The sequence below is a fragment of the Limnochordia bacterium genome, assembly GCA_023230925.1.
In the GTDB taxonomy this organism is placed as follows: domain Bacteria; phylum Bacillota; class Limnochordia; order DUMW01; family DUMW01; genus JALNWK01.
Genome location: JALNWK010000009.1, coordinates 12,688 through 37,367, shown reverse-complemented (window position 1 = coordinate 37,367; position 24,680 = coordinate 12,688). Strand labels below are relative to the sequence as shown.

The window sequence follows — 24,680 nt, the reverse complement described above, 5'->3', positions numbered from 1 at the left end:
GTCAATTTAGCCACCGTGGCTTCACAATAGACAAGCACCGTTGATCTCCAGCTTAAACTGACAATCTAAAAGCTCTGCAGCCCTGCGGCACATGATCATACGGGATAGGAAGATCTCGAAGTATTCCATCACAGGGCAAATCTCCCTTTGGATACTCAACTCAAGGGAAATAGTGCGCTTTTGCTTATCAACATTAACGAAGGACCGGACAGCTGCAAAGCTAACCCGGTCATGAATATCAAACGTTGCCTGGTCCCGATTACGCACCCGAGTACGGTGCACATCACTCTTGTCTGCTAAGATCAAAGCAGCAGACACCGGCGTCACCGCGCTACCCACATCCTCTTCGTGGTTGCCCACGGCAGAGATAATAATCGCCAATTCCTCATCGGACATGTTTTCCGCCTTTAGAATCGGATATAGCAAACAAGCTCCAAATCCACCGTGATTTAGCCGACTGACTAAGTTGCCAATATCATGGCAGTATCCTGCGATCTCCGCCAGTTCTACTTGCCGCTTAGGGTAATCCAGTCTATCTAGGATATTCCCGGCAATCTGGGCCACTAGGTTAGCATGACGAAAACCATGCTCCGTAAAACCAAGTACAGCTAGGTTCTGGTCAGCTTGGCTTAGGAAGGCACTGATCGTTTGATTTTCCTTCACTGTTTTTAAGGTTATGCGCAATTTCCATCTCCTATCCTTGGCAGACAGATCTTACTTGACCCGGCCCACTCCACCTTTGGTAATCTTAATTTCCACTTTGTCTGCCACCTGCAGTACTACATCATCTTCGTCAATCTTGACGATCTCACCATGGATGCCACCGACAGTGATGACCTTATCGCCTTTCTTCAACCCATCAATCATCTCTTGCCTTTGCTTCTGCTGTTTTTGCTGGGGTCGAATCAACATAATGTAGAAAAGTCCTAGCATCAGCGCAAAGAAAAGCAGGCTTCCCCAAAGCCCTCCGCCCACCGGTGTTTGTGTTGTTTCTGCAGCTAAGAATACCATCAAATTGCAGTCCCCCTCGTTTTGTCTTTCCTGCTTCTTTATTGTTATACTCATCTAGCTTAATCGTAAAAACCCTTATTAAGCTAAAGACCATCGCTCCTTAAACTCCCGATAAAATCTAGGGAACTCCCCCTGCATAAGGCTCTCTCTTATTCTTGCCATTAACTGTCCTAGGAAATACAGGTTATGGTACGTAGTCAGACGAATACCCAAAACCTCATTAGTTTTGAGTAAATGCCGGACATACGCCCGGGAAAAATTGCGACACGCCCAACAACCACATTCCGGATCCATCGGAGCAGGATCCGCTTGGTACTCTGCATTCCGAATGACAAGTTTCCCCTCCGGCATAAAAATCGTACCATGTCTTCCTAGGCGAGTAGGCAATACACAATCGAACATGTCGATCCCCCGGGCCACCCCTTCCACTAGATCATCGGGTGAGCCCACGCCCATCAGATAACGGGGCCGTTCCTCCGGTAGCATGGGCACGGTCACATCAAGCATTTCGTGCATAACCCCCTTAGGTTCACCTACGCTTAGCCCGCCAATGGCATAGCCGGGAAAGTCCAAATCAACAATCTGCTTGGCGCTTTCCTGACGCAGCTGGGCATAGGTGCTGCCTTGCACAATTCCAAAAAGCAGCTGGTCCTCCCGGGTTTTTGCATTTTTGCACCGTTTTGCCCAACGGGTCGTTCGCTCTAGGGCCTCCTTGGCATAATCCTCATCAATAGGGTACGGCGCGCATTCATCAAAGGCCATGCAAATATCCGCCCCCAGGTTCTGTTGGATGGCTATGGATTGCTCGGAACCGATAAAATGCTTACTCCCATCAAGATGGGATCTAAAGGTAACACCCTCATCTTCGATTTTGCGCAATTTGCTCAGGCTAAACACCTGGAAACCACCGCTATCGGTAAGTATACTCCTCGGCCAACTCATGAACCGATGTAACCCGCCTAAGCGCGCGATTAGTTCATCACCAGGCCGTAGGTACAAATGATACGTGTTAGCCAAGATAATCTGAAAGCCCAAGGTTTGTAGTTCCTCGGGGGATACAGTCTTAACCGTAGCCTGAGTCCCCACAGGCATAAACACTGGGGTTTCAATCTGACTGTGCGCCGTGGTCAATACACCAAGACGAGCCCTGGTTTGACTGCATGTACCCAATAACTGAAAACTCAAGAACGCTCTCCCCCGTTTAGATAATCAGCATCCCATCGCCGTAGCTGTAAAATGCATATTTCTCATCAACAGCCAGTTGGTATGCATCTAGCATAAACTTGGTTCCGCCAAAAGCACAGACTAGCATCAGCAACGTCGAACAGGGCAAATGGAAGTTTGTGATCAACCCATCGATTACCTTAAACTCATACCCAGGGTAAATAAAAATGTCCGTCCAGCCCGATGCCTGACAAACCTTACCATGGGTTTGGCTAACGGCCTCTAGGGTGCGTGCCACAGTTGTCCCCACAGCAATCACCCGGCCACCTTGCCCTTTCGTCTTGTTAATTAGGCTAGCACAATCCTTACTTATCTCGAAAAACTCTGCGTGCATCTTATGATCTTCAATCTTCTCCGTTTGCACCGGACGGAAGGTACCTAGGCCAATATGCAGGGTCAATGCGGTAATACCAACTCCTTTAGCCTCAATCCGGCGAAGAAGTTCTTTGGTGAAATGCAAGCCTGCGGTCGGCGCCGCCGCGGAGCCTAGTTCCTTAGCATAGACCGTCTGATATCTTTCCCGATCCATGGCAAAGGGATCCCGGGTAATATAGGGCGGAAGGGGCACCTGTCCCACCTTAGCGAAAGCATCCATTAAGGGCTCACAACTTTCAAACTCCACAATCCCCTTACCCTCATCCTCTTTGGCCACAACTGTGCCCATCAATTCCCCTTGGCCAAAAATAAGTCGTTCCCCGAGTTTAACCCGTTTGGCCCGCTTCATCAAAACCTGCCAAGTCTGTCCTTCAACAGGTGAGAGGAGTAACAACTCCACGCGACCCAGGGTATCGGGTCTTCTGCCGAGAAGACGTGCTGGTAAGACTTTGGAGTCGTTTAGGACCAGCAGATCCCCCGCCTGCAAGAAATCAGGTAGATTCGCGAAGGTACTGTGGATGAGCCCCTCCCCCCAGCGTTTGGCGACCATTAATTTTGCTGCATCCCGTCTCTTTGCAGGGGCTTGGGCAATTAGCTCTTTCGGCAGTTCGTAATAAAATTCCTCTGTTCTCATGTTTATCTATAGCCCAATCTTCTCAGTTCATCTTCGTTCTTACGCCAGTTCTTCTTTACCTTGACCCACAACTGTAGGTTGACCTGACTCCCTAAAAGGGCCTCGATATCTAGCCGGGCTGCCTGCCCAATACTTTTGAGCATGCGGCCCCCTTTCCCAATGATAATCCCCTTTTGGGAATCCCGCTCCACGATAATCGTGGCACGAATATCGATCAGTTCCCGCTGCTCTCGCTGCCGGAAATCCTCAATAATCACTGCCACCGCGTGGGGTACTTCCTCCTCGGTAGACCGTAGCACCTTTTCCCTGATGAACTCCGCAACGATAAACTGCTCTGGGTGGGCGCTAACCCAGTCATCGGGGTAGTATTTTGGTCCCAGGGGTAGTTTACTGATCAAGAGAGCAAGAAACTCCTCTACTCCCTGGCCTGTCAACGCCGACACCAACATCAAGGACGAAAACTTGAGGTTCTGAAGCCGCTTTCTTTGGGCCTCTGCCATTGCATCGGCCTTATTGGCCACCACAACCAGTTCAGGACCCTTTCCCGAAAGCTCCCTTAATTCATCGTAGATCCTCTCATCCTCGGAGGTAAAACCGGCGGAACCATCAAAGACAAAGACAACAACGTCCACTTCGGATACGGCCGTTCTTGCCTGTCGAACCATGTATTGCCCCAGTTTATGCTTTGGTACATGCAGCCCTGGAGTATCAATAAAGACTACTTGGGCATCTTCCCGGGTTAGGACGCCTTGTACTTGGTTGCGAGTGGTCTGAGGTTTCTCGGAGACAATGGCAACCTTCGACCCGATCACATAGTTCACCAAGGTTGACTTACCCACATTAGGACGACCAACAACGGCCACAAATCCGCTCCTAACTTCCATCTTGTTCCCCCATTTGGGCTAGTCTAGGCTTCCTTGACCATCTCCATCCAGTCCTCACCTGGTCCGTAAACATCGACTAGCAATTCCCCTTCCTCGAATCCAAAACTCCTGTATAAATGAATCGCCCGGTCATTCTTTGGCGCTACGGTAAGAATGACCCGGGTGAATCCATCTTCCTTCACCCTGGAAAGGGCTTCATCTAAAAAAAACCTGCCAAATCCCCGGTTTTGGTACTTAGGGTCAACGGAGATTCCCGCAAGGTAACAGGTATCAGGTTCCTTCCAACAGGACATAAACTCCATTACACCAATGATCTCATCGGCATATTCCAAACAAAAGACCCGTCCATAACGGGCATGAGGGGCTAACATCCACTGATTCATGCCCCCTTCTCCAAAGGCAATACGCTCTAATTGGGTCAAACGGGCCATTAATTCAAGATCAAATTCCTCTAGTTGATACACCTTCGGCTTCACTCTTAGTCCTCCAAACCAAGCTTTCTCCACAAAAGCTAGAACTTTGCAGGCAAGATCCGGCAGCCGCTCCACCACATACCCTTATTGTAGTCTTCTGACTAGGAAGCCTGCTGTCCCTTACCAAGGATCAGTCCTTTAAGGGGCAGATCTAGCCTAGCAATGTACCATGATACCACAATAACTCAGTCCTCGTCCACCTCTAACACCATCAACAGCCGATCCTCACCGGGTCCATACTCTTCTTTGAGAAAACCAGCTTCTCTAAACCCCAAATCAGTGTAGATCTCAATGGCTTGTTTGTTGTCCAAGGCAACCGTTAACAGAACCTGTCTGAATCCATCCCGCCGTATCTGTCCTAGAGCCTCCTGCAAAAAGAACTTGCCATAGCCGTTAAACCGATGGTCGGGCTCGACAGTAATACCCACTAAGTAGCAGACTTGCCCCTCCCACAGACGCATAAACTGCAGCACACCAATGATCTCACCGGCATACTCAAGACAGAACACCTTGCCGTACCGCACCAGGGGTGCGAGCTGCCACTGATTCATGCCACCTTCACCAAAGGCAGTTTTCTCAAGGAAGGTCAAACGATCCATGATCTTCTTGTTAAACTTATCTAGACGATAAACCGCAAGCGACACTTTAAACTCCCTTTTCTAGAACGAAAGCCTCAGGCAGCAACTCGGCGATTGGTGTAACTTCATAGTTCCCCTTGGAATCGGCCATGATCACAATAATATCCTTCCCAAATTCAAAGAGCACCTGTCGGCAAGCACCACAGGGACGACATAGTTCATCGCCCACAATGGCAATAGCCTTGAAGTTCTGAAACCCCGCGGTGACCGCCGTACCGATCGCCACCCGTTCAGCACACATAGTTAGGCCATAGGAGACATTCTCCACATTACAGCCTGTGAAAACCTCACCTTCTTCAGTCAGCACACAGGCTCCCACCGCATAGTGGGAATAGGGCGCGTAGGAGAACTGGCGCACCTGTTGGGCCTTATCGATTAGTCTACCATATTCTTTTTCCATCTGATTCATATAATCACCTCGATCACATGGCGTTCTTGAGAATCTGTGCTAGATCCTGTGGGGTTACGGCTCTGGGATTTGCTTTCGTCGAGCCGGAATTGACCCCAAGCTCCGCTAAGTCCTGGCAATCTGCTTCATCCAGGCCTAGCATACCCAGTCCTGCAGGAAAGTCCAATTCAACGAGAAGGTTTCGTACATAGGCGATGGCTCCCCAGGCTAGTTCTTCAACGTCTTGGCCCTCCCCGCCCCAACTACGAAAGATCCGAGCATATTCCCTTTTGGCCACAGGAAGATTATACTCCATTACCCAAGGCAACAAAAGGGCACACACCACCCCATGATTAAGACCGTAGCGTTGCCCCAGCGGATGGGCCAAGCCATGAACAGCACCAAGACGGGCATTGGCTAGGGCGATTCCAGCAAGAAGACTACCTTGGGTCATATATCCCCTGGAACACCTATCTTTTCCATTGCGGTACGCAGCCACTATGTTTTGACCGATCACCTGGGCGCTGTATAGAGCATAGGGTCGGGTCAAAGGATTAGCATACCGGGAAGTGGCGGCTTCAATGGCCTGGGTAAGGGCATCCATTCCGGTAAAAGCGGTAACCTTTGGCGGCATACTGTAGGTCAGCTCCGGATCCACAATGGCCACATCGGGCATCCAACCATCCCGGCGGATACTCTGTTTTATCTTTTTCTCCCGGTCAATCAGTACTGCATTATTGGTCGCTTCGGACCCGGTACCCGCAGTGGTAGGCATCGCAATCCACCTTAAGCTCCTTTTGGGTATAGGTTCGCCGTAGAAATACGATGAAATATCTAAGGGAGCCGCGTACAGGCCACTGGCAGCTTTACCCACATCTAACACACTTCCCCCACCAAGGGCAATCAAGACATCGGGGCGCACCTCTTCGAGAAAACGTAATAGCCTTCTTACGTTATCCAAATCAGGCTCTTGGGGAATGCCACTGTATAGGCTCAGCCGGATTCCACTGTCATCTAGGGAATTACGGACGCATTCCAGAGCCCCACTTTTGGACGCGGAGCCACATCCGGCAATCACCACAGCTGTGGGACCAAATTCCCCGGCGACCTGGCCGATCCTAGATACTGAACCCTCACCATAAATAATCTTTGTCGGTATCATGAAAGTAGAAATCTGCGACAAAAAAGTCACCTCCACCAGCAATTGCTAGCAGGAAAAACACCTTTACCGGCGAAGTTAGTACAGGTACATTTTACTAAGTCACGCTCGGAGGTAATGCCCAGTTGAAACAGTCAATGCCGTTTCTCCTAGTATTCTGCGCGTTCCTTGGTATCTTACTCCTGCCAAGGGCAGACACCTCTTCCCCGGCCGAGAATTGCCAATTCTATACCGTGGACAGGATTGAGGCGGATCTCGCCCTACTGTTGTGGGCAGAGGATGAAACTAAACACCTAGTTATCTCTACAGACCAAATCCCCGGCGTCTATGAAGGGGCCGTAGTTGAGCTCAGCTTCAAACTAAGACCAGACATTGAGGGGCAACGCCGCCGCAAAGCCTCTGAGTTACTTAGAGGTCTGCTTACTTTTTAGTTTTTCTAGTAGATCTGCAACATGGTTTTGCCGCCGGACTTCCTCCTCCCGGTCAAACTCAAAGGTCACCTTCAAAACGTGACCTTCTCTGGCACCCGGGGGCAATAGTACTGTGGGTATGGGGATATTGTAAGTCCGCCCCCCTTTTTCCACAAGAAGATGTGCAATATCATCACTAATCTGGTCAATCACCGCTGTAAAGGTGCCCAAAACTCAGTCACCTCCGGTGGTAATCAAGTTCTCTAACTTCTCATAGGTCTTTTGACCAATCCCCTTTATCTTGGTCAGCTCCTCTTTGCTTGTAAAGGGCTGTCCTTGACGGTGCTCCATGATGCGGTCCGCTAAGGTAGGGCCGATCCCTGGCAATAACATCAATTGTTCCTTTGGTGCAGTGTTAATATTGATCAAAGACCTTGCCAGATCCTGTTCCGCCAGCACTTGGTAGCTCTGTCCATCGGTCCTCACCACAATATGTCCAGATTCATCATTGCGATAGATGCGCACCTGCAAGGCTGCAAGGCGCTGTAGGGTTTCCTGGTGTGGATGCCCGTAGGAGTTGCCTGCGCCCGATTGGATCACAGCAATATCGGGCAAGACAGAGGCTAGGAAATCCCCATGGCTGGAATACCGGGATCCATGGTGACCCACCTTTAGCACCGTGGCCTTAACCGGCATATCCTTCCCAATCATGTCTAGTTCCGCCCCATGCCCCGCATCACCAGTAAACAAGAAGGAAACGTCCCCGTACCGTAGATAGAGCACTAGGGAGTTTTCGTTTAAATCATCAAACATAGACTCTTCTGGGGGTGAGAGCACAAGCAGTTCATCCACCCCCGCAAGGTCCAATCGATCGCCTTGACGGGGTGTCTGAAAGGGGATGTTCAATCGATCGATGAGTTCTAGAAAGGATATGTACGTACTGCTTGTATGGATCTGACCACAGGCGGCGACCTCACCCACCTCAAACTCCTCTAAAACGGGAATCAGTCCCCCAACGTGATCGTAATGGGGATGCGTCGCCACCAAAAGATCAATCCCCGTGATGTCCAGCTGCCGTAAATAAGGGACTAGAACGTTCTTGCCCCCAGGGGTCTCTCCTCCATCGATCAGCATCACAGCCCCAGTATCAGTCATGATCACAATGGCATCACCTTGGCCCACATTGACGAAATGGACCTCCAAGGCAAGTAAAGGCATAGTAGTAATACAGAGGACTAAAAGGCACACCATTAGTAGTCGCTTTAAGCTTTGCACAAGACACCCTCCCCGGCTATAGCCCTAAGAGACAAGGGAAGCTATGCCGACTAAAAATGTGACAATCGCGGTACCTAACATAGAACCGATGATAACTTCAAGGATAGTATGTATACCAGCCTCGACTCGACTTTGAATCACTAACAAGGCAAGAACAAAGGCAATGAAGACCACGTGGGACTGTGTGGAGAAAAAGAAGATTAAGGTGGCTAGGGCAAAGGATACAGCGGCATGGAAGCTAGGCATTCCTCCTTGAAGGGCCATCTTGCCCCCCATGGCTTTGATGGCAATCACCACAAAGGCAACCACCAAGATAGAGCTAGCCGTCAGGAAGAAGGGGTTTGACAACAAGAGGCCTCGCCACCTGATCTGTAACGGTGCAAGGCGAGGCGCAAACAAGAAAAAACCAATCACCACCGCGGCCAGGGATGTAAACAACACTGCTCCGGCTGCAATTTCCTTAGACTTAGCCGCCAAGGCATGGTAAGTAGGGCTAATGATATCTACCATCCGTTCAATAGCTGTATTGAACAGCTCAGCGGTAATAACTAGGGCAACAACAAGGGTTAGGATCGCCATTTCTACCGCGTTTAGCCCTAACAGCAAACCAATTCCTACCACGATCAAGGCTGCGCAAAAATGAATGCGCATATTTCGTTCACTGCGCAATGCCTCTGCAATACCCCGTAGGGCATCCTCAAAGCTTTCCAGTACACTACGGTGCTTAGAGTCCTTCATTTTCACCACACCTCGCACCAATACCTACCTTCTTTAGGACTTCCTCTTCTAGAGAGCGCATTCTCTGCCTTTGCTCCTCATTCTGGTGATCATAACCAGATAGATGCAAACACCCATGGGCGGTCAGAAAGCAGAGTTCTCTCAATAGAGAATGACCATATTCCTCTGCTTGTTGAACTGCCAGGGGATAGCAGATCACAATATCTCCAAGGGGACGCTCCTGCGGTTCCAGAAAAAGAAGCTCCTCCTGTTCAACGGGAAAGGACAAGACGTCCGTAGGACCTACCTTTCCCCGGTAGGTCTCATTTAAGAGCGCCGACTGTTCACTTTCTACAAAGACAATGTTAACCTCTCCTGCAGTCTGTCGACACAGGGTAAAGGCTACACCAGCAACCAAGCGGATCTTCTCCTTCGTCATCTCATCCACAGTCACATTGGCCAGATTATCAAATACGGTGACTTCTACCATTAGTTCTTCGCCTTCTTCTGTAATTCCTCAACTACGGTCTCGGGATACTGCACCCGACTATGATAAATCCCAGATAGTACTCTACTGAAGGCTTGGGCAATGGTATCTAGGTCCTTAAGGGTTAGATCGCTTTCATCGAGTTGTCCGGAGTTAAGCTTGTCTTTAATGATCTTCCTGGCCAAACCATCAATCCGGCCTGCAGTAGGTTTGGATAGGGACCGTACCGCCGCCTCCACCGAATCGGCCAACATAACAATCGCCGTCTCCTTAGTCTGAGGTTTTGGTCCGGGATAGCGAAAATCGCTTTCCTCTACTTCACCGTCTCTGCTATTTTCCAAGGCCCGGTGGTAGAAAAACTTCACCAGATCAGTTCCATGGTGCTGTTGGGTAAAATCGATAATAACTTGGGGCAATTTGTATTGCTTGGCCAACTCCGCCCCATCCTTAGTATGGGATACGATAATCAGAGTACTGAGGCTCGGAGCAATCTTATCATGAGGGTTTTCAGGAATAAACTGATTCTCCCCGAAAAAGTATGGTCGCTTTAGCTTGCCAATATCATGGTAATGGGCCCCAACTCTAGCAAGGATAGAATTACCATCAATCGCATCCGCGGCAGACTCGGCCAGATTACCAACAATAATGCTGTGATGATAGGTGCCCGGCGCTTCGATCAACAGTCTGCGAAGTAACGGTTGGTTTGGATTAGATAGTTCCAGTAGGCGAATAGAGGAGGTAATCCCAAACAGGGTCTCCAGATAAGGGAGCACACCAATGGCTAGCACACCAGAAAGCAAGCCATTGACAAGTCCCACCCAAGAGTTCTTTAACAGATCCCCGTCGGTTTGGATTAGGCCAATGGCAACGATCGTAAAAAACAGAGCAATTCCCACAATAAATCCGCCTCGGGTAATATCCGACCGCTGGCTGGCCTTGGAGACACTATAGACACCAGTCAAGCCGCCCACAATGGCCACAACGGCAAACTTAAGCTCCATACCAGAAAAGAGGCCGACAATAATTCCAAAGGCAATGGCGCTAATCGCTGACAGCCTGGAATCCACCAAAATGGCCATTAACATTGTTCCCATGGCAACCGGCGCCAGATATCCGGCATAGGGCCAGGACAGTACACTCATAAGCTTACTCAAAAACACAACTAAGACGCTGACCAAACACAGCAAACCGAATAGTCGTACATCGGTCAAGATCGCGCGCTCGTACTGGTACATATAGGCAAAAAGACCAGCAAACAACAACAAAAGAAGGATTAGCGCTCCGAACATTACCGGATAGCTACTGCTTGTCTTAAGCATCCCCAGGTCTGTAAGGATTTGGATCTGCTCTTCGTTGACCACTTCACCCTTACCAACTATCTTTGATTCTTTTTTCACCATCACAGGCTTAACCTGGGCGATAGCTGCTCTTTCTGCCTCTTTGACCTTTTCTAGGTTTAGCGTTAGATTTGGCTTCACCAGACCAACGGCGATTTCCTGGGCTTCGGGAATGAACTCCTCTGGTAGAGAGCTATCAAAGACGACCGCCGCCATTTGGGCTTTATTAGCTGGGACATCTTCTTCAGCAATTCGCTCGGCCTTAAGAAACTCGCCCACAATCTGAGCCAGTCCCGTCATTCCTTCCTCAAGGGTTGAGGCCGGGATTAGAAGTAATACCTCGGCAAGCCTGTTACTGATCCTAACACCTATCTTCTCGTAGGCTAGGCCTTGAAGCTCCCCGATATCATCAGCAGTGATCGGTAACTGCTCATTAATCCCAGGATTCGTAGCTTCTTCGGCGTCCACACCCTCCCCAGGCTCCTCGTTCTTCCACAGTCCAAGGTCTTCCCGCTTTTCCTTGACGATCTCAAAAAGAGTGGTCACATCGGAGGTAGCATCCAACGCGACCACTTGATTAATCTCAAAATTATTGGGGTCTTGACTAGCCTTCCGCGCCGCATCTTCCGCCGCTTGTTTCTCCAATCGACCGCTGACATAGTTATTCCGGATCGTGCGGGGAGAGTAGAGAGTCTCAGGGGCTACTGAACCCACAGTCAGGTCAAGTTTGGGAACCATATCGATTAGTACAATCACCGCAATAATGATGAATGCTGCAACACCCAACAACCACTGGTAAACATGACCCTTGTCGGGAACTAACTTGTGTCTGGCCTTCTTACTATTCTGCTTTGTTTTCTTTCGGGAAATCAAGAATAAACACCTCTGCCCTAAAGCAACCTAAGCCTGAATTTCATCTTGGGCTCCTTGGTTTTCTTCGTATTGTTCGTATGCCTGTATGATCCTCTGCACTAATTGATGCCGAACAATATCTTCTTTATCTAGGTAGATAAAGGAGATCCCCTCAATTCCCCGGAGGATCGATTGGATTTGTACCAATCCCGATCGTTTACCCCGGGGCAAATCGATCTGTGTGATATCCCCGGTGATTACCGCTTGGGAGCCAAATCCCAACCGAGTCAGAAACATCTTCATTTGCTCTGAGGTAGTATTCTGCGCCTCATCGAGGATGATAAAAGCATCATCCAAAGTTCGCCCCCGCATATAGGCCAAGGGTGCAACTTCAATCATGCCCCGTTCCACATAACGACGATAGGCCTCCTGGCCGAGGATGTCATAGAGGGCATCGTGTAAGGGACGCAGATACGGGTCCACCTTATTGGTCAAATCCCCAGGCAAAAAGCCCAGACTCTCCCCCGCCTCCACCGCAGGCCTAGTTAAGATTAAACGGTTGACTCGCCTGCTTCTTAAGGCACCTACAGCCATGGCCACGGCCAGATAGGTCTTGCCAGTACCCGCCGGACCAATGGCAAAGACAATCCCGTTATCTGAGATAGCTTGTACATATTTGAACTGGCCCTTTGTCTTGGGAACGATCTGCTTACCACGGGCGGTCACTTCGATAACCGTCTTGGACATTTCCTGTAAATAAGCATTTTCGCCTTTTTTCGCTAGTCCCGCCGTATAGAGCACCTGCTGCTTGGAGACAGTACCACATGTTTTGGCAACTCCCGCCAGTTCCTCCAAAGCCTGCTCCGCGCGAATCACATGATCGGCTTCGCCGCTGATCTTAAATTCGTTTCCCCGGGCCACTATCTTAACATCTAATTCGTTTTCAAGCACCTGTAAGTGCTCATCGCCAACACCGCAAAGAGAGACCACCGCGATGTTATCATCGATCATAATGTTTTTTTGGATCCTATTAGCATCCAATATTTCTTTGTTACCCCCTTATAAGACACCTACTCAGCCGATATGGCAGCAAACTCAGCAATGTTTTTGCGGACCTCCACCACCACTGTCGCTTCCATGTATTCAACCCCGTCCTGGGTAATGAGCTCATAACTGACGTTTTGCAGATTTCCTTCCTCAAATTCGGGCAATCGCTTTAAAGCCTTCTCTTTGGCAATTCGTTTAGCATCTTCATAGTCCAACTCATAGCGATTAACCCGAATCTCATTGAAAACTTGCTCCTGCCTTCCTAAAGGCAGGTTCCATCCCCGAATCTGCAAATACTCTGATTTAACCGCCACTTCGTATTCCTCGAAGGAAGGAGTGGCCTTACCTAAGACAAACGATCCGATAATCAACTGAGTCAACCGTTCGCTATTGCCCGTGGGCTCCCTTACTTCTACCACCATCGGGATCAGTCCCGTTTCCTTGTACCAAACCCGGGCATTGACAATCCCATCGGCCCGCAGATAGGGAGTCCTCCCTGCCTGATCCAGTGCCCAATACTCAGGCTCGTAGGGAGCCAGGCGACCGCTGATCAAGACTTGACCCTTCATCACCGTGTCACCACTTGCCACTTGAGGACTACCCTTGATTGGGATTACATCTAGCACGATCCCCCCATCACTGGCAACCATATCACCGCTCTCCTGAAGGGAAACATCAACTACTGCCTTTTCGGCAACCTCAATAGTTACCATCGTCCCCCGCACAAGTAAGCTCGCCCAAGCTAATCTTGGGATTTCCTGGAGAAGGTGCTTTGTAACAGCTTCTTGATCAAGATCGTCCTTTCTTATTCCCCGGGTTAGGCCTGCACGGTTGGCCGCAGCTAGGATCTCACCGGGGTCAACATCCTCATACCCCCTGATTTGAATAAACCAAACATAGGAGGTCAGTAGATAGGTCATAACTAGAAATAACAACCCGCCTACCACCAAGGCTTTCCTTCTGGCCATGCGCTGTAACCAAAAGGGTAAACCCACTTTCCTAATTACAGTACAACGGACCCGGCCCTTGGGGATAAACCCCCGGAGTCTTCGCCAATCCGCCACCGATACCCGACAGCAAATGGTATCAGGTAATATGCGCCTTAGCTGGCCGAATTCAACACCGGCTAGGCTTGCGACGCTGATCACCGACTCAAGGTCCGTGCCCTTTAGGGTTATTATAACATACCCGCATATGTAAAGCCATAACCAGCGCATGCCCTAGTTTGCCCCTTCGCGGTTGGATTGCGCCCCATCGAGTAGGACTTGATCAATTAGCCCGTCGATCATCAATTCATTGTTTGTGATACTGATGATTCGCATCTTCTGCCCCTTAACACCGATGGGCCCATATTTGCTCTGGATTCTCACTTGGGTTTGGCTAAACTCCAGTATGCCCCGATGATTACCTACGTACAGCTGGTATTTCCCAACCATGGTAATCCGAGGCAGATCCAATACCACATCTTCCGGTAGTTCGAAGGCTCTGATCAGGCGTTTTAGCAACTTGAGGTATCCTTGTCTCGTCAGGGGCATAACCCCCTTTCCTCCGTTAGCTTTCTAAATATTCTTATGTCCTAAGGCAGCTATTTAGAACAAGGGCCCCGCTATATAGCAGGGCCCTTTGAGCTCACTTCGTTGGATTAGCGCCTAAACCGCCAAGGTCGCAGTGCCCTTGGGGGGCCAAGAATCTCACTTAAGAGAATTCCTTGCTTCACCTGTTTTGTACTAAGACCTTGTGACCTTTTACTAACTAACTCAACGTCCACTTGATCAGCAAAGTACTCTTCCTTCTTTGCCGGTTCCTCCACGGCAGATTCCGTTTCGGAGGTTAGGCTTTGCAGCACTACCTCCGGTTTACCTCTAGCTGGTCGGACCGGGGGAACAGCACGCCGAGGTTGGGGCTTTTCCTGTTCGGCAAGATGCTTAAGGAGGTTGACCACAAAAGCTAACACTAGATAGACTACAACTGCATAGCCCATTTAGCCTCACTCCTCTGGCTCATGCTTGGACTCATGTCTTCTTGGTTCCTCTTTTATGACCACGTCTTCCTCTTGGGCTAGGCTTTCCCGCATCTCGGTATCGGCCATGATGTTTCGCATGGCATAGTAATCCATCACCCCGAGGTTACCACTTTTTAGGGCCTCCGCCAAAGCAAGGGGCACCTCTGCTTCCGCCTCCACCACCCGAGCCCTCATCTGCTCAACCCGGGCCTTCATCTCTTGCTCAAGGGCCTGGGCTGCAAACCTACGTTCAGCAGCCTTCGCCTGAGCAATGTTTCTATCGGCCTCGGCCTGATCCATCTGGAGCCTGGCCCCAATATTCCTTCCAACATCGACATCGGCGATATCAATAGAGAGGATTTCAAAGGCGGTGCCCGCATCAAGACCCTTTTCTAGAACCCGTTTCGAGATCTGGTCCGGGTTTTCTAACACTTCCTTATGATCCTCAGCAGACCCGACGGTGGTAACAATCCCCTCGCCCACCCGGGCAATAATTGTGGGTTCGCCCGCGCCCCCCACCAATCGATCGATGTTCGCCCGTACTGTGACCCGGGCCTTACTCTTTAACTCAATTCCATCCTTGGCCACCGCGGCAATCAAGGGGGTCTCGATGACCTTGGGGTTAACACTCATTCTTACCGCTTCGAGAACATTTCTGCCCGCCAAATCGATGGCCGCGGCCCGTTCAAAGGTCAGGGGAATATCTGCTCTGTGGGCTGCAATCAAAGCATCGATTACTTGATCTACATTTCCACCGGCCAAATAATGGGCTTCCAGTTTATCTACTGTTACATCAATTCCGGCCTTGACAGCTTTGATCATGGGCATAATCACTCTACCAGGGGGAACCCGTCGCAACCTCATACCGATCAAAGTCACGATACTAATCTTCACCCCGGCAGCCAGGGCGGAAATCCAAAGCCCTAGGGGAATAAAGCTTAACACTATCAGCAACAGTACTAGGACTAAAACCAGGGGAACAAGATAAACATAGGTTTGTGGCATCATGTAGCCTCCTTTATCTTTTTAGCTTCTATTCCTCACTCTTGTAGTTTGCTACCTTCCGCACGAGGATTCTCCCTGCGGATACTTGCATCACTTCTACCGGCACACCTTTTTCAATGAATTCCCCGGCAGAAAGCACATCGACTCTCTCCCCGTCAATCTCGATCGTTCCCGCGGGTCTTAAGACCGAGGTAGTAGTACCAACCTTACCCTGCAGGTCGCTTCGTAAGGTACCACTAATGTATCCTTCTTCCTTTACGGCTTGGGTACTTAGGATCAAGGATCGTAACCTACCCGCCTTCTTGAGCTGCCTAAACAACAGAAAGAACAGGGCAACACTGGCCGCAATCGAAACTATAATCGAGTATAGGGCCACCTGGGGATCAGCAAAGGCTAGAAAAATACTTGAGAAAATACAGAGCAAACCCAACACACCGGGAACACCAAATCCTGGAATCACAAAGGCCTCCAGGATCAAAAGGACTAGTCCCGCAATAAACAAGACTACTACCTCAAAGCCAGCCAGTCCTGCAAACATATGGCCCCCGAAGAAAAGACCGAGAGCAATCAGGCCTGCAGTGCCCGCGACACCAAATCCCGGAGTAGCTATCTCCACAATTAGTCCTAAAAAGCCCACTGTTAAGAGAATAGAGCTCACCACAGGTGAGGTCACAAACCCGGCGATCCGTTCAGCAGTTTTTGGGTTTACCTCAACCACCGTAGGATCTGTCACACCAAGCTCCCTGAAGACCTCCCCCCGGTTTGTCGTTTGAAAATCCGCAATACCATATGTAAGGGCCCGTGATACATCAAGGGTGAGAATCTGACCCGCTGTCACTAGCCCTTCTATCTCTATATTCTTATCCACCATTGCAGCCGCAACGAGGGGATCCTTTCCCCGCATGGAGGCGGCAGCAACAAACTCCTCCCGCAGGGCACTAACTGTTTTCTCATCATTAGGCCTTGGCTCTGCAGCACCAATGGTGCTACCCGGCTGCATGCAGATCTGCTCGGTGGATAAAGCAATCAATGCTGCTGCTGAAAGGGCCCGCCCCTTAACATAGGCGAAGACAGGCACCGGACTTTCTGTAATTGCATCCTTAATCAGTAGGGCTGCATCTACCCGACCACCGACACTATCAATCTCGAGGATAATCTTGGTTGCACCTTGCCTTTGGGCTGCTTGCAGGGCACGTTGTGCAAACCGGGCCATCCCCATTTGTACCTCACCCTTAAGGGATACCACGTGCACAACCTCCGCAGATGCAGCTCCCGCGACCAAAAGGACAACTAGGAGTGCCATTACCACGATTCTCTGCCCCTTCAACACATCTTCGCCCCCTTATATGAGAAAAAATGGTGCCCAAACAGCAGGGCACCAACGCATACTAGTAACGTTTCTTTGAGTTTCTTTTCCGTGCAGCTTCGGATTTCTTCTTCCGTCGAACACTTGGCTTTTCATAGTGCGCTCTTTTACGAGATTCCTGAAAAATCCCTGCCTTACGGCACTCTCTGTTAAATCTGCGTAATACCTTGTCGAAGGACTCGTTACCGTTAACCTTTACTTCGGTCACTTGTCTCCCTCCCCTCCTGTATCAAAGCCAACCAACTTCCTCTGTACTACTGGCAATGGGTCCGCTTAGCGGACATCAACCGGGAGGCCAACCGAGCGACCGTCCTCCAAGCAGGTGAAAATGCACATGCAAGACTGTTTGTCCACCCTGCTCTCCACAATTGGTGACGATGCGATATCCATCCTTGGCGATTCCTTGCTCTTCTGCCAGCTTGGCGGCTACATGGTGGATATGACCAACTAACGTCAAATCATCCTCCTTGATCTCTGTAACACTGGGAATGTGCTTGCGGGGGATGATCAAAAGATGCACTGGAGCCTGGGGGTTAATGTCTTTGAAGGCCACTACTAGCTCATCCTCATAGACTTTGTCCGCAGGGACTTGGCCAGTAGCAATCTTACAAAACAAACATCCAGACATATCTACACCCCCTCTCTCCTATTACACCGTCTGTTAGAAACTTCGACAATAACAGAACGATTCCTGCTTTCGCCAACGTTCCAGCGAAGCTTTAGTGTATCTGTCCATACACTTGGTCCTCTTTTACCTCTGTAATCATAACCTGCTGGAGCTGTCCAAGTAAAGAGGTTGTACCTGGTACCTTTACCTGAACATAGTTGTCGGTAAATCCAGTTAGAAAACCATCCTTTTCTGTCTCCAGTAGGACTTCAAATTTCTCACCAACAAGCCCGTGCCAAAAATCCCGCTGCAGTTCCCTGGCCAGTTCCTCTAAAACCCGGGCCCGCTCACTCTTTACTGCACCGGTAACCTGATGAGGGAACCGTGCAGCAGCGGTTCCTTTCCGCCGAGAGTACCGAAAGATGTGTAGCCCGGAAAAGGCAAGTTTCCGGATAAACGCACAGGTTCGCGCAAAACTCTCTGCATTCTCACCGGGAAACCCCACAATTACGTCGGCAGTAAGAGCACCTCTCGGGGCAAGACTCCGCCATAGGTCGGCGAAGTGGGCGAATTCCTCCAGGGTATATAGACGGCCCATTTTATGCAGAATCTGCTCGTCGCCACTCTGTAAGGGCATGTGCAGATGGTGACATATGCCCCTGGTCGTGGCCATGAATTCGATGAGCCCATCGTCTAGTTCCTGGGGTTCAAGGGAACTAACCCGAATCCGGCCAACGAAACTTTGAGTAATCTGCTCCAGGAGCCAACGCAGATTCCGTTTCGCACCAAATTCCTGGCCATAGGTTCCTAGATTAACACCGGTAAGGACAATCTCCCTGTATCCGAGGTTCTCTAAGGTGGCAATCTCCTCGAGTACCGACTCCGGCGCCCTACTACGGGCTGGTCCCCGGGCAAAGGGAACACGACAGTAGGTACAACGGCGGTCACAGCCATCCTGGATTTTGACAGTAGCCCGGGTTCTATCCCCGAGCCCTTTTACCGATAGGTTCTCATAGTCCCAAGGTCCCTGCCCTTCCACCGCCTGATACTGCCTGCGTGTCCTTTGGACCTTGGCTACCAACTCAGGGATCAGACTGCGGTTCTGGGTGCCTACTACAACATCTACCCCGGGAATACGGGCCACCTCTTCCGGTTCCACCTGGGCATAGCAGCCCATGACCGCTACTACTGCCTTGGGATTTTCCCTTACCGCTCGACGAACCGCCTGCCTACTTTTTCGATCGCCGGTAACCGTCACGGTACAGGTATTAATCACATATACATCGGCCGATTCATCGAAGTTCACGATCTTGTAACCTTCCCTTTCAAACAGTTCCAAAACCGCTTCTGTGTCATACTGGTTAACCTTACAGCCTAAGGTAAAACCGGCCACCTTCTTACCCTGGGCCATGTTAGCACTCTCCTTTATCGCCCAAATCACCTAGGGCATAGCCTATCGCGGCTAGGGCGGCCACCGCCGCCGTTTCAGTGCGCAGAATACGAGGCCCTAAGCCAACTAAATGTACGCCCATATCCTTTGCCAGTGCCGCTTCATCCTCACTGAACCCACCCTCGGGCCCAATAACTAGGGCCACTGATTTGGGCTTGGCATCGCTGAGTACATCCCAAAGTCCACAGGAAACCGGGTAATGGGGCATCACCACCAGATCACAACCAAGATCCCCTTGGGTAAAGGTTAAGGCTTCAGCAAAGCTCATCACACTATGAACCTTGGGCACTTTAGCCCGCCCACATTGTTTGACCGCCTCTTGGCAGATACGCTGCCATCTTGTCACCTTGCCCTCCGCCCGCTTTTGATCCAGTCGGACCACACTATATTTGGTCCAACAGGGTACAAAGTCACAGACACCCAACTGGGTGCCCTCCCGCATTACAAAATCCAGTTTATCTCCTTTACCGATGGCCTGAACCAAAGTCAATGGAAGGGGAGCCTCCCGGTTAGGAAGTCTTTCTAGGATCTTGAACTGCACCATGTCTGAGACAACCTGTATACGGGCTAAGTACTGACGTTTGACTCCATCAAGTACCTCGATCTCATCACCCACCCGCAGGCGTAGTACCTTTGTTAGGTGATGAACCTCTGTGGGTTCATCGATATACCCATAGCCCTCTTGCTCATCCATATTGGAACTAATAAACCGATGCCTAGCCATTTTTATAAATCATACCCGTCCATTCCTCTTTTTCCCCAATATCCAGTAATCTAAACCCCACAGCACCAAGGGCAGTGATTACTGATTGTTGTTGGGCTGTTGTAATCCCCCCGGCAATGAATAGTCCACCGGGAGTCACCGTCCTTTTGAGCGCAGCACCGTTGGCAATGATTACCTCAGCCAGGATATTCATGATCACCACATCGGCACAACCACCGGGCACGGCGGGAAACTTGCCATGGATTACACTACACCGTTCATCCTCGATTCCGTTCCGCGCTACATTCTCCCTTGCTTCAACCACAGCTACCAGATCGTTGTCTACGGCAATAACCCGGCGGGCACCAATCTTACAGGCAGCAATAGATAAAATCCCCGAACCACACCCCACATCATATACCACATCACCTGGTACTACTGACCGCTCCAAAAACTCCAAGGCCAACTGAGTAGTGGGGTGTAGTCCTGTGCCAAAGGCCATCCCCGGGTCCAACAGCAGGGGAATGCGTTGGGTTCCCGTGGCTTCTTGCTCTAACCAAGAAGGGACGATGACAAAACGGGAGCCAATGGGTAGAAGGGAATAGTGTTTCTTCCACCCACTGGCCCAATTCATCGTCACACAAGGCTTCGTAGTTACGGATAGTGCTCCTGGGGGCAATTCATTAGCTTGGGCTACTTGGGCCAGTGCTTGCTGAATTCTGTCCAAAAGCCAATCTGTCATATCTTCGGCCAGATAGCCCCGCACGCGGACATCTTCCCCTGCGGCATCAAACCAACTACCGTTGCATCCGACATCCTGTAGAATCACGGCCAAAACATCACCAAGGCTGGCGGGACCCATTAACTCAATCTCGGTCCATGTTAGATCCTGTTTGTTAATACTAGCCATGGCGACCCAATCCATCAAAGGCGTCCTTGACCCTACCGAAGAAACCCTTGCTTTGCTGATCCGTCACTTCTTCACCGGAAATATCAGCAAACTGCAGCAACAAGGCCTTCTGCTCCTCGCTGAGTTTCGTGGGCACCGTCACCTTAGCCAATACATATTGGTCACCTTTTCCATAGCCCCGCACATCGGAAATCCCCTTATCCTTCAGCCGAAAACTCGTCTCCGGCTGGGTTCCCGGCGGTATCTGTACCTTCACCGGTCCATATAATGTGGGAACCTCTATCTCGGTACCTAGGGCAGCCTGCACAAAGCTTACCGGTACCTCGATATACACATCATTCCCCTTCCGGGTAAATAGTTTATGGGGTTTTACCCGCACATAAACATACAAATCCCCTGCTGGACCACCCCGTCTTCCCGCATCGCCCTGTCCACTCGCACGAATTCTCTGCCCTGATTCAATCCCTTGGGGCACGTTGATCTTGACCTTCCGGTTCTTGCGCAATACCTTCTCCCCGTTGCACCGCTTACAGGGAGTATCATACACGTCACCCTCCCCCCGGCAGCGGGGACAAGCCTGCACATTAACCATCTGGCCTAGAAAGGTCTGCTGGGTACGCCGTACTTGACCGGTTCCACCGCAATCAGGACACCGACGAATAGGTGTACCCGGTTCTGCTCCATTGCCATGGCAATGATCACAGGTTTCCACCCGGTTAATGGGAATCTCTTTTTCTACGCCAAAGGCCGCTTCTTCAAACTCAATCACAATCTCCGTCTGCAAATCGGTACCTCGGATTGGACCCCGGGGCTGCCTACCTCCTTGGGTAAAGGCACCCCCGAATAAATCCTCAAAGATGCTACCAAAATCCCCAAAGCCCCCGAAGTCAAAGCCGCCGAAGCCACCTTCCCCTGATGTTCCATCAAAGGCTGCATGACCGAACTGGTCATACTTAGCCCGAGCATCGGCATTACTTAATACCTGATAGGCCTCATTAATCTCTTTGAACTTCTCTTCCGCTTCGGGAGCCTTATTCACATCCGGGTGGTACTTACGGGCCAGCTTACGGAAAGCCTGTTTTATCTCATTATCCGTTGCATCGCGCCCCACACCGAGGACCTCATAGTAGTCTCTTTTGGCCAAACCTTACCACCTCGGCTATCACTTTCAGCTAGTTATCGTCAACTTCCTTAAAATCGGCATCCACCACGTCATCCTCTGGCGGAGCATCCTGATCCTGGGCCTGATCCTGGGCCTGGTTCCCTTCTTGGGTCTGGTACAGACGAGTGGAGATCTCATGAAGCTCCTTGCTCAATGCATCCATGGCATCCTTGATTTTCTCCGTATCGTCCCCATCCTTAACACTGCTTAGGTCTGCTTTAGCCTTCTCGATCCGATTCTTTTCATCCTCTGTGACCTTATCGCCTAAATCATTCACGGTTTTGTCTACAGAATAAATTAGCTGTTCGGATTCGTTCCGCAGTTCAATACGCTCCCGTCGCTTTTTATCTTCCTCTTCATGCGACTGAGCCTCTTTCACCATTTTCTCGATGTCTTGCTCAGAAAGCCCACTGTTGGAGGTAATTGTAATTTTCTGCTCCTTGCCGGTACCCAGATCCTTAGCTGATACATTAACAATACCATTGGCATCTATATCAAAGGTTACCTCGATTTGTGGTATACCCCTGGGTGCTGGAGGAATTCCTGTCAGCTGGAAGCGGCCAAGGGTAATGTTATCCGCGGCCATAGCCCGTTCTCCTTGAAGCACATGGATATCCACCGCCGTCTGATTATCTGCGGCAGTGCTGAAAATCTGCTTTTGGCTCGTGGGAATTGTGGTGTTTCGCTTAATTAGTGTGGTCATTACTCCGCCTAAGGTCTCAATCCCCAAAGACAGTGGCGTAACATCAAGAAGCACCACGTCCCTAACCTCACCGGCCAAGACTCCCGCCTGAATGGCCGCACCAATGGCAACACTCTCATCGGGATTGACTCCTTTGCTTGGCTCCTTGCTCAGAAGCTTGTGGATGGCCTCTTGCACCGCGGGAATCCTAGTTGATCCGCCCACCAAAATGACCTTATCTACTTCACCAGCACTCAAGCTTGCGTCGGATAGAGCCTTGCGGATCGGCTCCATCGTAGCCTCAACCAAATCGTTGGTCAGTTCGTTAAACTTGCTTCTGGTCAGCTCAAACTCCAGATGCAAGGGGCCGCTCTCTCCTGCGGAGATAAACGGAAGATTGATCGTGGTTAACTGGCGTCCCGAGAGTTCGATCTTAGCCTTTTCCGCCGCTTCCCTAAGTCGCTGCATAGCCATCCGGTCCTTGGTCAGATCGATCCGGTGCTTTTTCTTGAAGTCATCAACCATATAGTTGACAATGCGCTGATCGAAGTCATCGCCACCTAACCGGTTATTCCCCCGGGTCGCGATCACTTCAAAGACTCCATCGCCTAGTTCCAGAATGGATACATCAAAGGTTCCACCGCCCAGGTCAAAAACCAAGATCGTATGATTGTCTTCCTTATCCAAACCATAGGCTAAAGATGCCGCCGTGGGTTCATTGATGATCCTCTTGACATCAAGACCAGCAATGCGGCCGGCATCCTTTGTCGCCTGGCGCTGTGCATCAGTAAAATAGGCAGGTACAGTAATTACCGCCTCGGTAATCTCTTCACCGAGATAATCCTGGGCATCTTGCTTTAGCTTGCGCAGGATCATCGCTGAGATTTCTTGTGGTGTATACTTCTTACCGTCTATTTGCACCGTACGGCTCGTACCCATATCCCGCTTAATGGACATAATAGTACGATCTGGGTTAGTTATTGCCTGCCTTTTGGCAGCTTCCCCCACCAAAAGCTCCCCATCTTTAGTAAAAGCAACAACCGAAGGGGTCGTTCGGCTTCCCTCCGTATTGGGGATAACGACGGGTTCACCGCCCTCGATCACAGAAATACATGAGTTAGTGGTGCCAAGATCAATCCCAACTATTTTTCCCATTTATACCCCACTCCTTCTTCTTTCGCTAACACTTTAGGCTTTTTCACCATCAACGGGTTCCTTCTTTGCAGCTGCTGCGGCAACCTTAACAAGACTCGGGCGTAGTACCCGTTCTCGCTGGATATAGCCACATCTTAACTCTTCAAGGATACATCCTGGAGAGACCTCATCGGTCTCCACCGTCATTAAAGCCTCATGTACAGTAGGATCGTACTCCTTACCTAAAGCAGCAATAGGCTGGACCCCATAGCTACTAAACACCTCTGTAAACTGGTCTAGGACCATTTTAACACCTGCAACCACGCCTTGGTTAGTCTCGTTTTGAGACTGACTCTGCACCGCCAGCTGCAGGTTATCTATAAGAGGAAGTATCTCCAAAACAAACTTGGCCACAGCCTGCTCACCGGCTTCAGCCATTTCTTTACGGGTACGCCGTCTGAAGTTATCAAAGTCAGCTTGTAGCCTAACATACCGGTCCTGGAGCCCTTCCTTTTCTTTAGCCAGCTCCTTTAGCTGACTGGTTGCCTGTTCTAAGGCAGACTGTGTCACTGCTAGCAATTCCTCTGGTTTTGGGGGTTCTTCCCTCTCCCCCTCGGTGACAACACCATCCCCGTCATCTAAGCTCGGGTCCTCACTTACATTCTTCTCCTCACCATCAAAGGCAGGGTGTTTTTCCAATCTGTTCACCTCACAGGGTTCTTAACGCGCAAATCCCCGGTAGAATTCG

General features: G+C 50.3%; 29 protein-coding genes. 1 reads left to right on the top strand and 28 read right to left on the bottom strand.

Annotation, left to right across the window (positions count from 1 at the left end):
- Positions 1–21 precede the first annotated feature (21 nt).
- From M0Q40_03215 to M0Q40_03175, 9 genes are all read right to left on the bottom strand, one after another.
- Positions 22–684 carry an HD domain-containing protein gene (locus M0Q40_03215; protein MCK9221627.1) on the bottom strand — a complete coding sequence of 221 codons (663 nt, stop codon included), beginning with the start codon at positions 682–684 and terminating at the stop codon, positions 22–24.
- A gap of 30 nt (positions 685–714) precedes the next feature.
- Positions 715–1,011 carry a preprotein translocase subunit YajC gene (gene yajC / locus M0Q40_03210; protein MCK9221626.1) on the bottom strand — a complete coding sequence of 99 codons (297 nt, stop codon included), beginning with the start codon at positions 1,009–1,011 and terminating at the stop codon, positions 715–717.
- A gap of 78 nt (positions 1,012–1,089) precedes the next feature.
- Entirely contained in the window at positions 1,090–2,196 is a 1,107-nt protein-coding gene (tgt, locus tag M0Q40_03205; protein ID MCK9221625.1) for a tRNA guanosine(34) transglycosylase Tgt, read from the bottom strand.
- 16 nt (positions 2,197–2,212) lie between these two features.
- Positions 2,213–3,244, bottom strand: a complete 1,032-nt coding sequence (gene queA, locus M0Q40_03200; protein MCK9221624.1) for a tRNA preQ1(34) S-adenosylmethionine ribosyltransferase-isomerase QueA — start codon at positions 3,242–3,244, stop codon at positions 2,213–2,215.
- Between the two features lie 2 nt (positions 3,245–3,246).
- Positions 3,247–4,128, bottom strand: a complete 882-nt coding sequence (era, locus tag M0Q40_03195) for a GTPase Era (GenBank protein ID MCK9221623.1) — start codon at positions 4,126–4,128, stop codon at positions 3,247–3,249.
- A 23-nt stretch (positions 4,129–4,151) separates the two neighbouring features.
- Positions 4,152–4,604, bottom strand: coding sequence for a GNAT family N-acetyltransferase (locus M0Q40_03190; GenBank protein MCK9221622.1), 453 nt, complete (start codon positions 4,602–4,604; stop codon positions 4,152–4,154).
- Between the two features lie 182 nt (positions 4,605–4,786).
- A complete protein-coding gene (locus M0Q40_03185; protein MCK9221621.1) occupies positions 4,787–5,245 on the bottom strand; it encodes a GNAT family N-acetyltransferase in 459 nt (152 codons plus the stop codon).
- A gap of 1 nt (position 5,246) precedes the next feature.
- Complete coding sequence (gene cdd / locus M0Q40_03180) at positions 5,247–5,639, bottom strand: cytidine deaminase (protein MCK9221620.1); 393 nt, start codon at positions 5,637–5,639, stop codon at positions 5,247–5,249.
- Positions 5,640–5,661: 22 nt separating this feature from the next.
- Positions 5,662–6,810: an iron-containing alcohol dehydrogenase gene (locus M0Q40_03175; protein MCK9221619.1), complete on the bottom strand. Its 1,149-nt coding sequence runs from the start codon at positions 6,808–6,810 to the stop codon at positions 5,662–5,664.
- A gap of 101 nt (positions 6,811–6,911) precedes the next feature.
- Here M0Q40_03175 and M0Q40_03170 point away from each other — a divergent pair, with 101 nt between their 5' ends.
- Positions 6,912–7,217 carry a DUF3006 domain-containing protein gene (locus tag M0Q40_03170; GenBank protein MCK9221618.1) on the top strand — a complete coding sequence of 102 codons (306 nt, stop codon included), beginning with the start codon at positions 6,912–6,914 and terminating at the stop codon, positions 7,215–7,217.
- On the opposite strand, the gene M0Q40_03165 is transcribed toward M0Q40_03170, so the two are convergent.
- The 19 genes from M0Q40_03165 to grpE form a co-directional block, all read right to left on the bottom strand.
- Complete coding sequence (locus M0Q40_03165) at positions 7,191–7,427, bottom strand: DUF3006 domain-containing protein (GenBank protein MCK9221617.1); 237 nt, start codon at positions 7,425–7,427, stop codon at positions 7,191–7,193. The two genes, M0Q40_03170 and M0Q40_03165, sit on opposite strands and share 27 nt — an antisense overlap.
- 3 nt (positions 7,428–7,430) lie before the next feature.
- Positions 7,431–8,471 carry a helix-hairpin-helix domain-containing protein gene (locus M0Q40_03160; GenBank protein MCK9221616.1) on the bottom strand — a complete coding sequence of 347 codons (1,041 nt, stop codon included), beginning with the start codon at positions 8,469–8,471 and terminating at the stop codon, positions 7,431–7,433.
- 24 nt (positions 8,472–8,495) lie between these two features.
- Positions 8,496–9,209, bottom strand: a complete 714-nt coding sequence (locus tag M0Q40_03155; protein MCK9221615.1) for a diacylglycerol kinase — start codon at positions 9,207–9,209, stop codon at positions 8,496–8,498.
- Positions 9,196–9,678 (bottom strand): rRNA maturation RNase YbeY, encoded by a 483-nt coding sequence (gene ybeY / locus M0Q40_03150; GenBank protein ID MCK9221614.1) that lies wholly within the window; start codon positions 9,676–9,678, stop codon positions 9,196–9,198. The genes M0Q40_03155 and ybeY overlap by 14 nt, the downstream gene beginning before the upstream one ends.
- Positions 9,678–11,885 carry an HDIG domain-containing protein gene (locus tag M0Q40_03145; GenBank protein ID MCK9221613.1) on the bottom strand — a complete coding sequence of 736 codons (2,208 nt, stop codon included), beginning with the start codon at positions 11,883–11,885 and terminating at the stop codon, positions 9,678–9,680. The genes ybeY and M0Q40_03145 overlap by 1 nt, the downstream gene beginning before the upstream one ends.
- A gap of 27 nt (positions 11,886–11,912) precedes the next feature.
- On the bottom strand, positions 11,913–12,875 hold the full coding sequence (locus M0Q40_03140; protein ID MCK9221612.1) for a PhoH family protein: 963 nt from the start codon (positions 12,873–12,875) through the stop codon (positions 11,913–11,915).
- Positions 12,876–12,934: 59 nt separating this feature from the next.
- On the bottom strand, positions 12,935–14,128 hold the full coding sequence (locus M0Q40_03135; GenBank protein ID MCK9221611.1) for a sporulation protein YqfD: 1,194 nt from the start codon (positions 14,126–14,128) through the stop codon (positions 12,935–12,937).
- 3 nt (positions 14,129–14,131) lie between these two features.
- Positions 14,132–14,446 carry a sporulation protein YqfC gene (gene yqfC / locus M0Q40_03130; GenBank protein ID MCK9221610.1) on the bottom strand — a complete coding sequence of 105 codons (315 nt, stop codon included), beginning with the start codon at positions 14,444–14,446 and terminating at the stop codon, positions 14,132–14,134.
- A gap of 107 nt (positions 14,447–14,553) precedes the next feature.
- Positions 14,554–14,892, bottom strand: a complete 339-nt coding sequence (locus M0Q40_03125; protein MCK9221609.1) for a hypothetical protein — start codon at positions 14,890–14,892, stop codon at positions 14,554–14,556.
- A 6-nt stretch (positions 14,893–14,898) separates the two neighbouring features.
- Entirely contained in the window at positions 14,899–15,921 is a 1,023-nt protein-coding gene (gene floA / locus M0Q40_03120; protein ID MCK9221608.1) for a flotillin-like protein FloA, read from the bottom strand.
- A 25-nt stretch (positions 15,922–15,946) separates the two neighbouring features.
- Positions 15,947–17,248 (bottom strand): ATP-dependent Clp protease proteolytic subunit, encoded by a 1,302-nt coding sequence (locus M0Q40_03115; GenBank protein ID MCK9221607.1) that lies wholly within the window; start codon positions 17,246–17,248, stop codon positions 15,947–15,949.
- Between the two features lie 58 nt (positions 17,249–17,306).
- On the bottom strand, positions 17,307–17,492 hold the full coding sequence (gene rpsU / locus M0Q40_03110; GenBank protein MCK9221606.1) for a 30S ribosomal protein S21: 186 nt from the start codon (positions 17,490–17,492) through the stop codon (positions 17,307–17,309).
- Positions 17,493–17,567: 75 nt separating this feature from the next.
- Positions 17,568–17,912 carry a histidine triad nucleotide-binding protein gene (locus tag M0Q40_03105; GenBank protein MCK9221605.1) on the bottom strand — a complete coding sequence of 115 codons (345 nt, stop codon included), beginning with the start codon at positions 17,910–17,912 and terminating at the stop codon, positions 17,568–17,570.
- A gap of 91 nt (positions 17,913–18,003) precedes the next feature.
- Positions 18,004–19,302, bottom strand: coding sequence for a tRNA (N(6)-L-threonylcarbamoyladenosine(37)-C(2))-methylthiotransferase MtaB (gene mtaB / locus M0Q40_03100; protein MCK9221604.1), 1,299 nt, complete (start codon positions 19,300–19,302; stop codon positions 18,004–18,006).
- A 1-nt stretch (position 19,303) separates the two neighbouring features.
- On the bottom strand, positions 19,304–20,065 hold the full coding sequence (locus M0Q40_03095) for a 16S rRNA (uracil(1498)-N(3))-methyltransferase (protein ID MCK9221603.1): 762 nt from the start codon (positions 20,063–20,065) through the stop codon (positions 19,304–19,306).
- The gene (prmA, locus tag M0Q40_03090; protein ID MCK9221602.1) at positions 20,058–20,969 is read right to left on the bottom strand and encodes a 50S ribosomal protein L11 methyltransferase; all 912 of its coding nucleotides are present in this window, start codon (positions 20,967–20,969) and stop codon (positions 20,058–20,060) included. Before prmA ends, M0Q40_03095 begins: the two co-directional genes overlap by 8 nt.
- Positions 20,947–22,098 (bottom strand): molecular chaperone DnaJ, encoded by a 1,152-nt coding sequence (gene dnaJ / locus M0Q40_03085; protein MCK9221601.1) that lies wholly within the window; start codon positions 22,096–22,098, stop codon positions 20,947–20,949. The genes prmA and dnaJ overlap by 23 nt, the downstream gene beginning before the upstream one ends.
- A gap of 28 nt (positions 22,099–22,126) precedes the next feature.
- On the bottom strand, positions 22,127–23,953 hold the full coding sequence (dnaK, locus tag M0Q40_03080) for a molecular chaperone DnaK (GenBank protein ID MCK9221600.1): 1,827 nt from the start codon (positions 23,951–23,953) through the stop codon (positions 22,127–22,129).
- Positions 23,954–23,986: 33 nt separating this feature from the next.
- Positions 23,987–24,631: a nucleotide exchange factor GrpE gene (grpE, locus tag M0Q40_03075; protein ID MCK9221599.1), complete on the bottom strand. Its 645-nt coding sequence runs from the start codon at positions 24,629–24,631 to the stop codon at positions 23,987–23,989.
- Positions 24,632–24,680 lie beyond the last annotated feature (49 nt).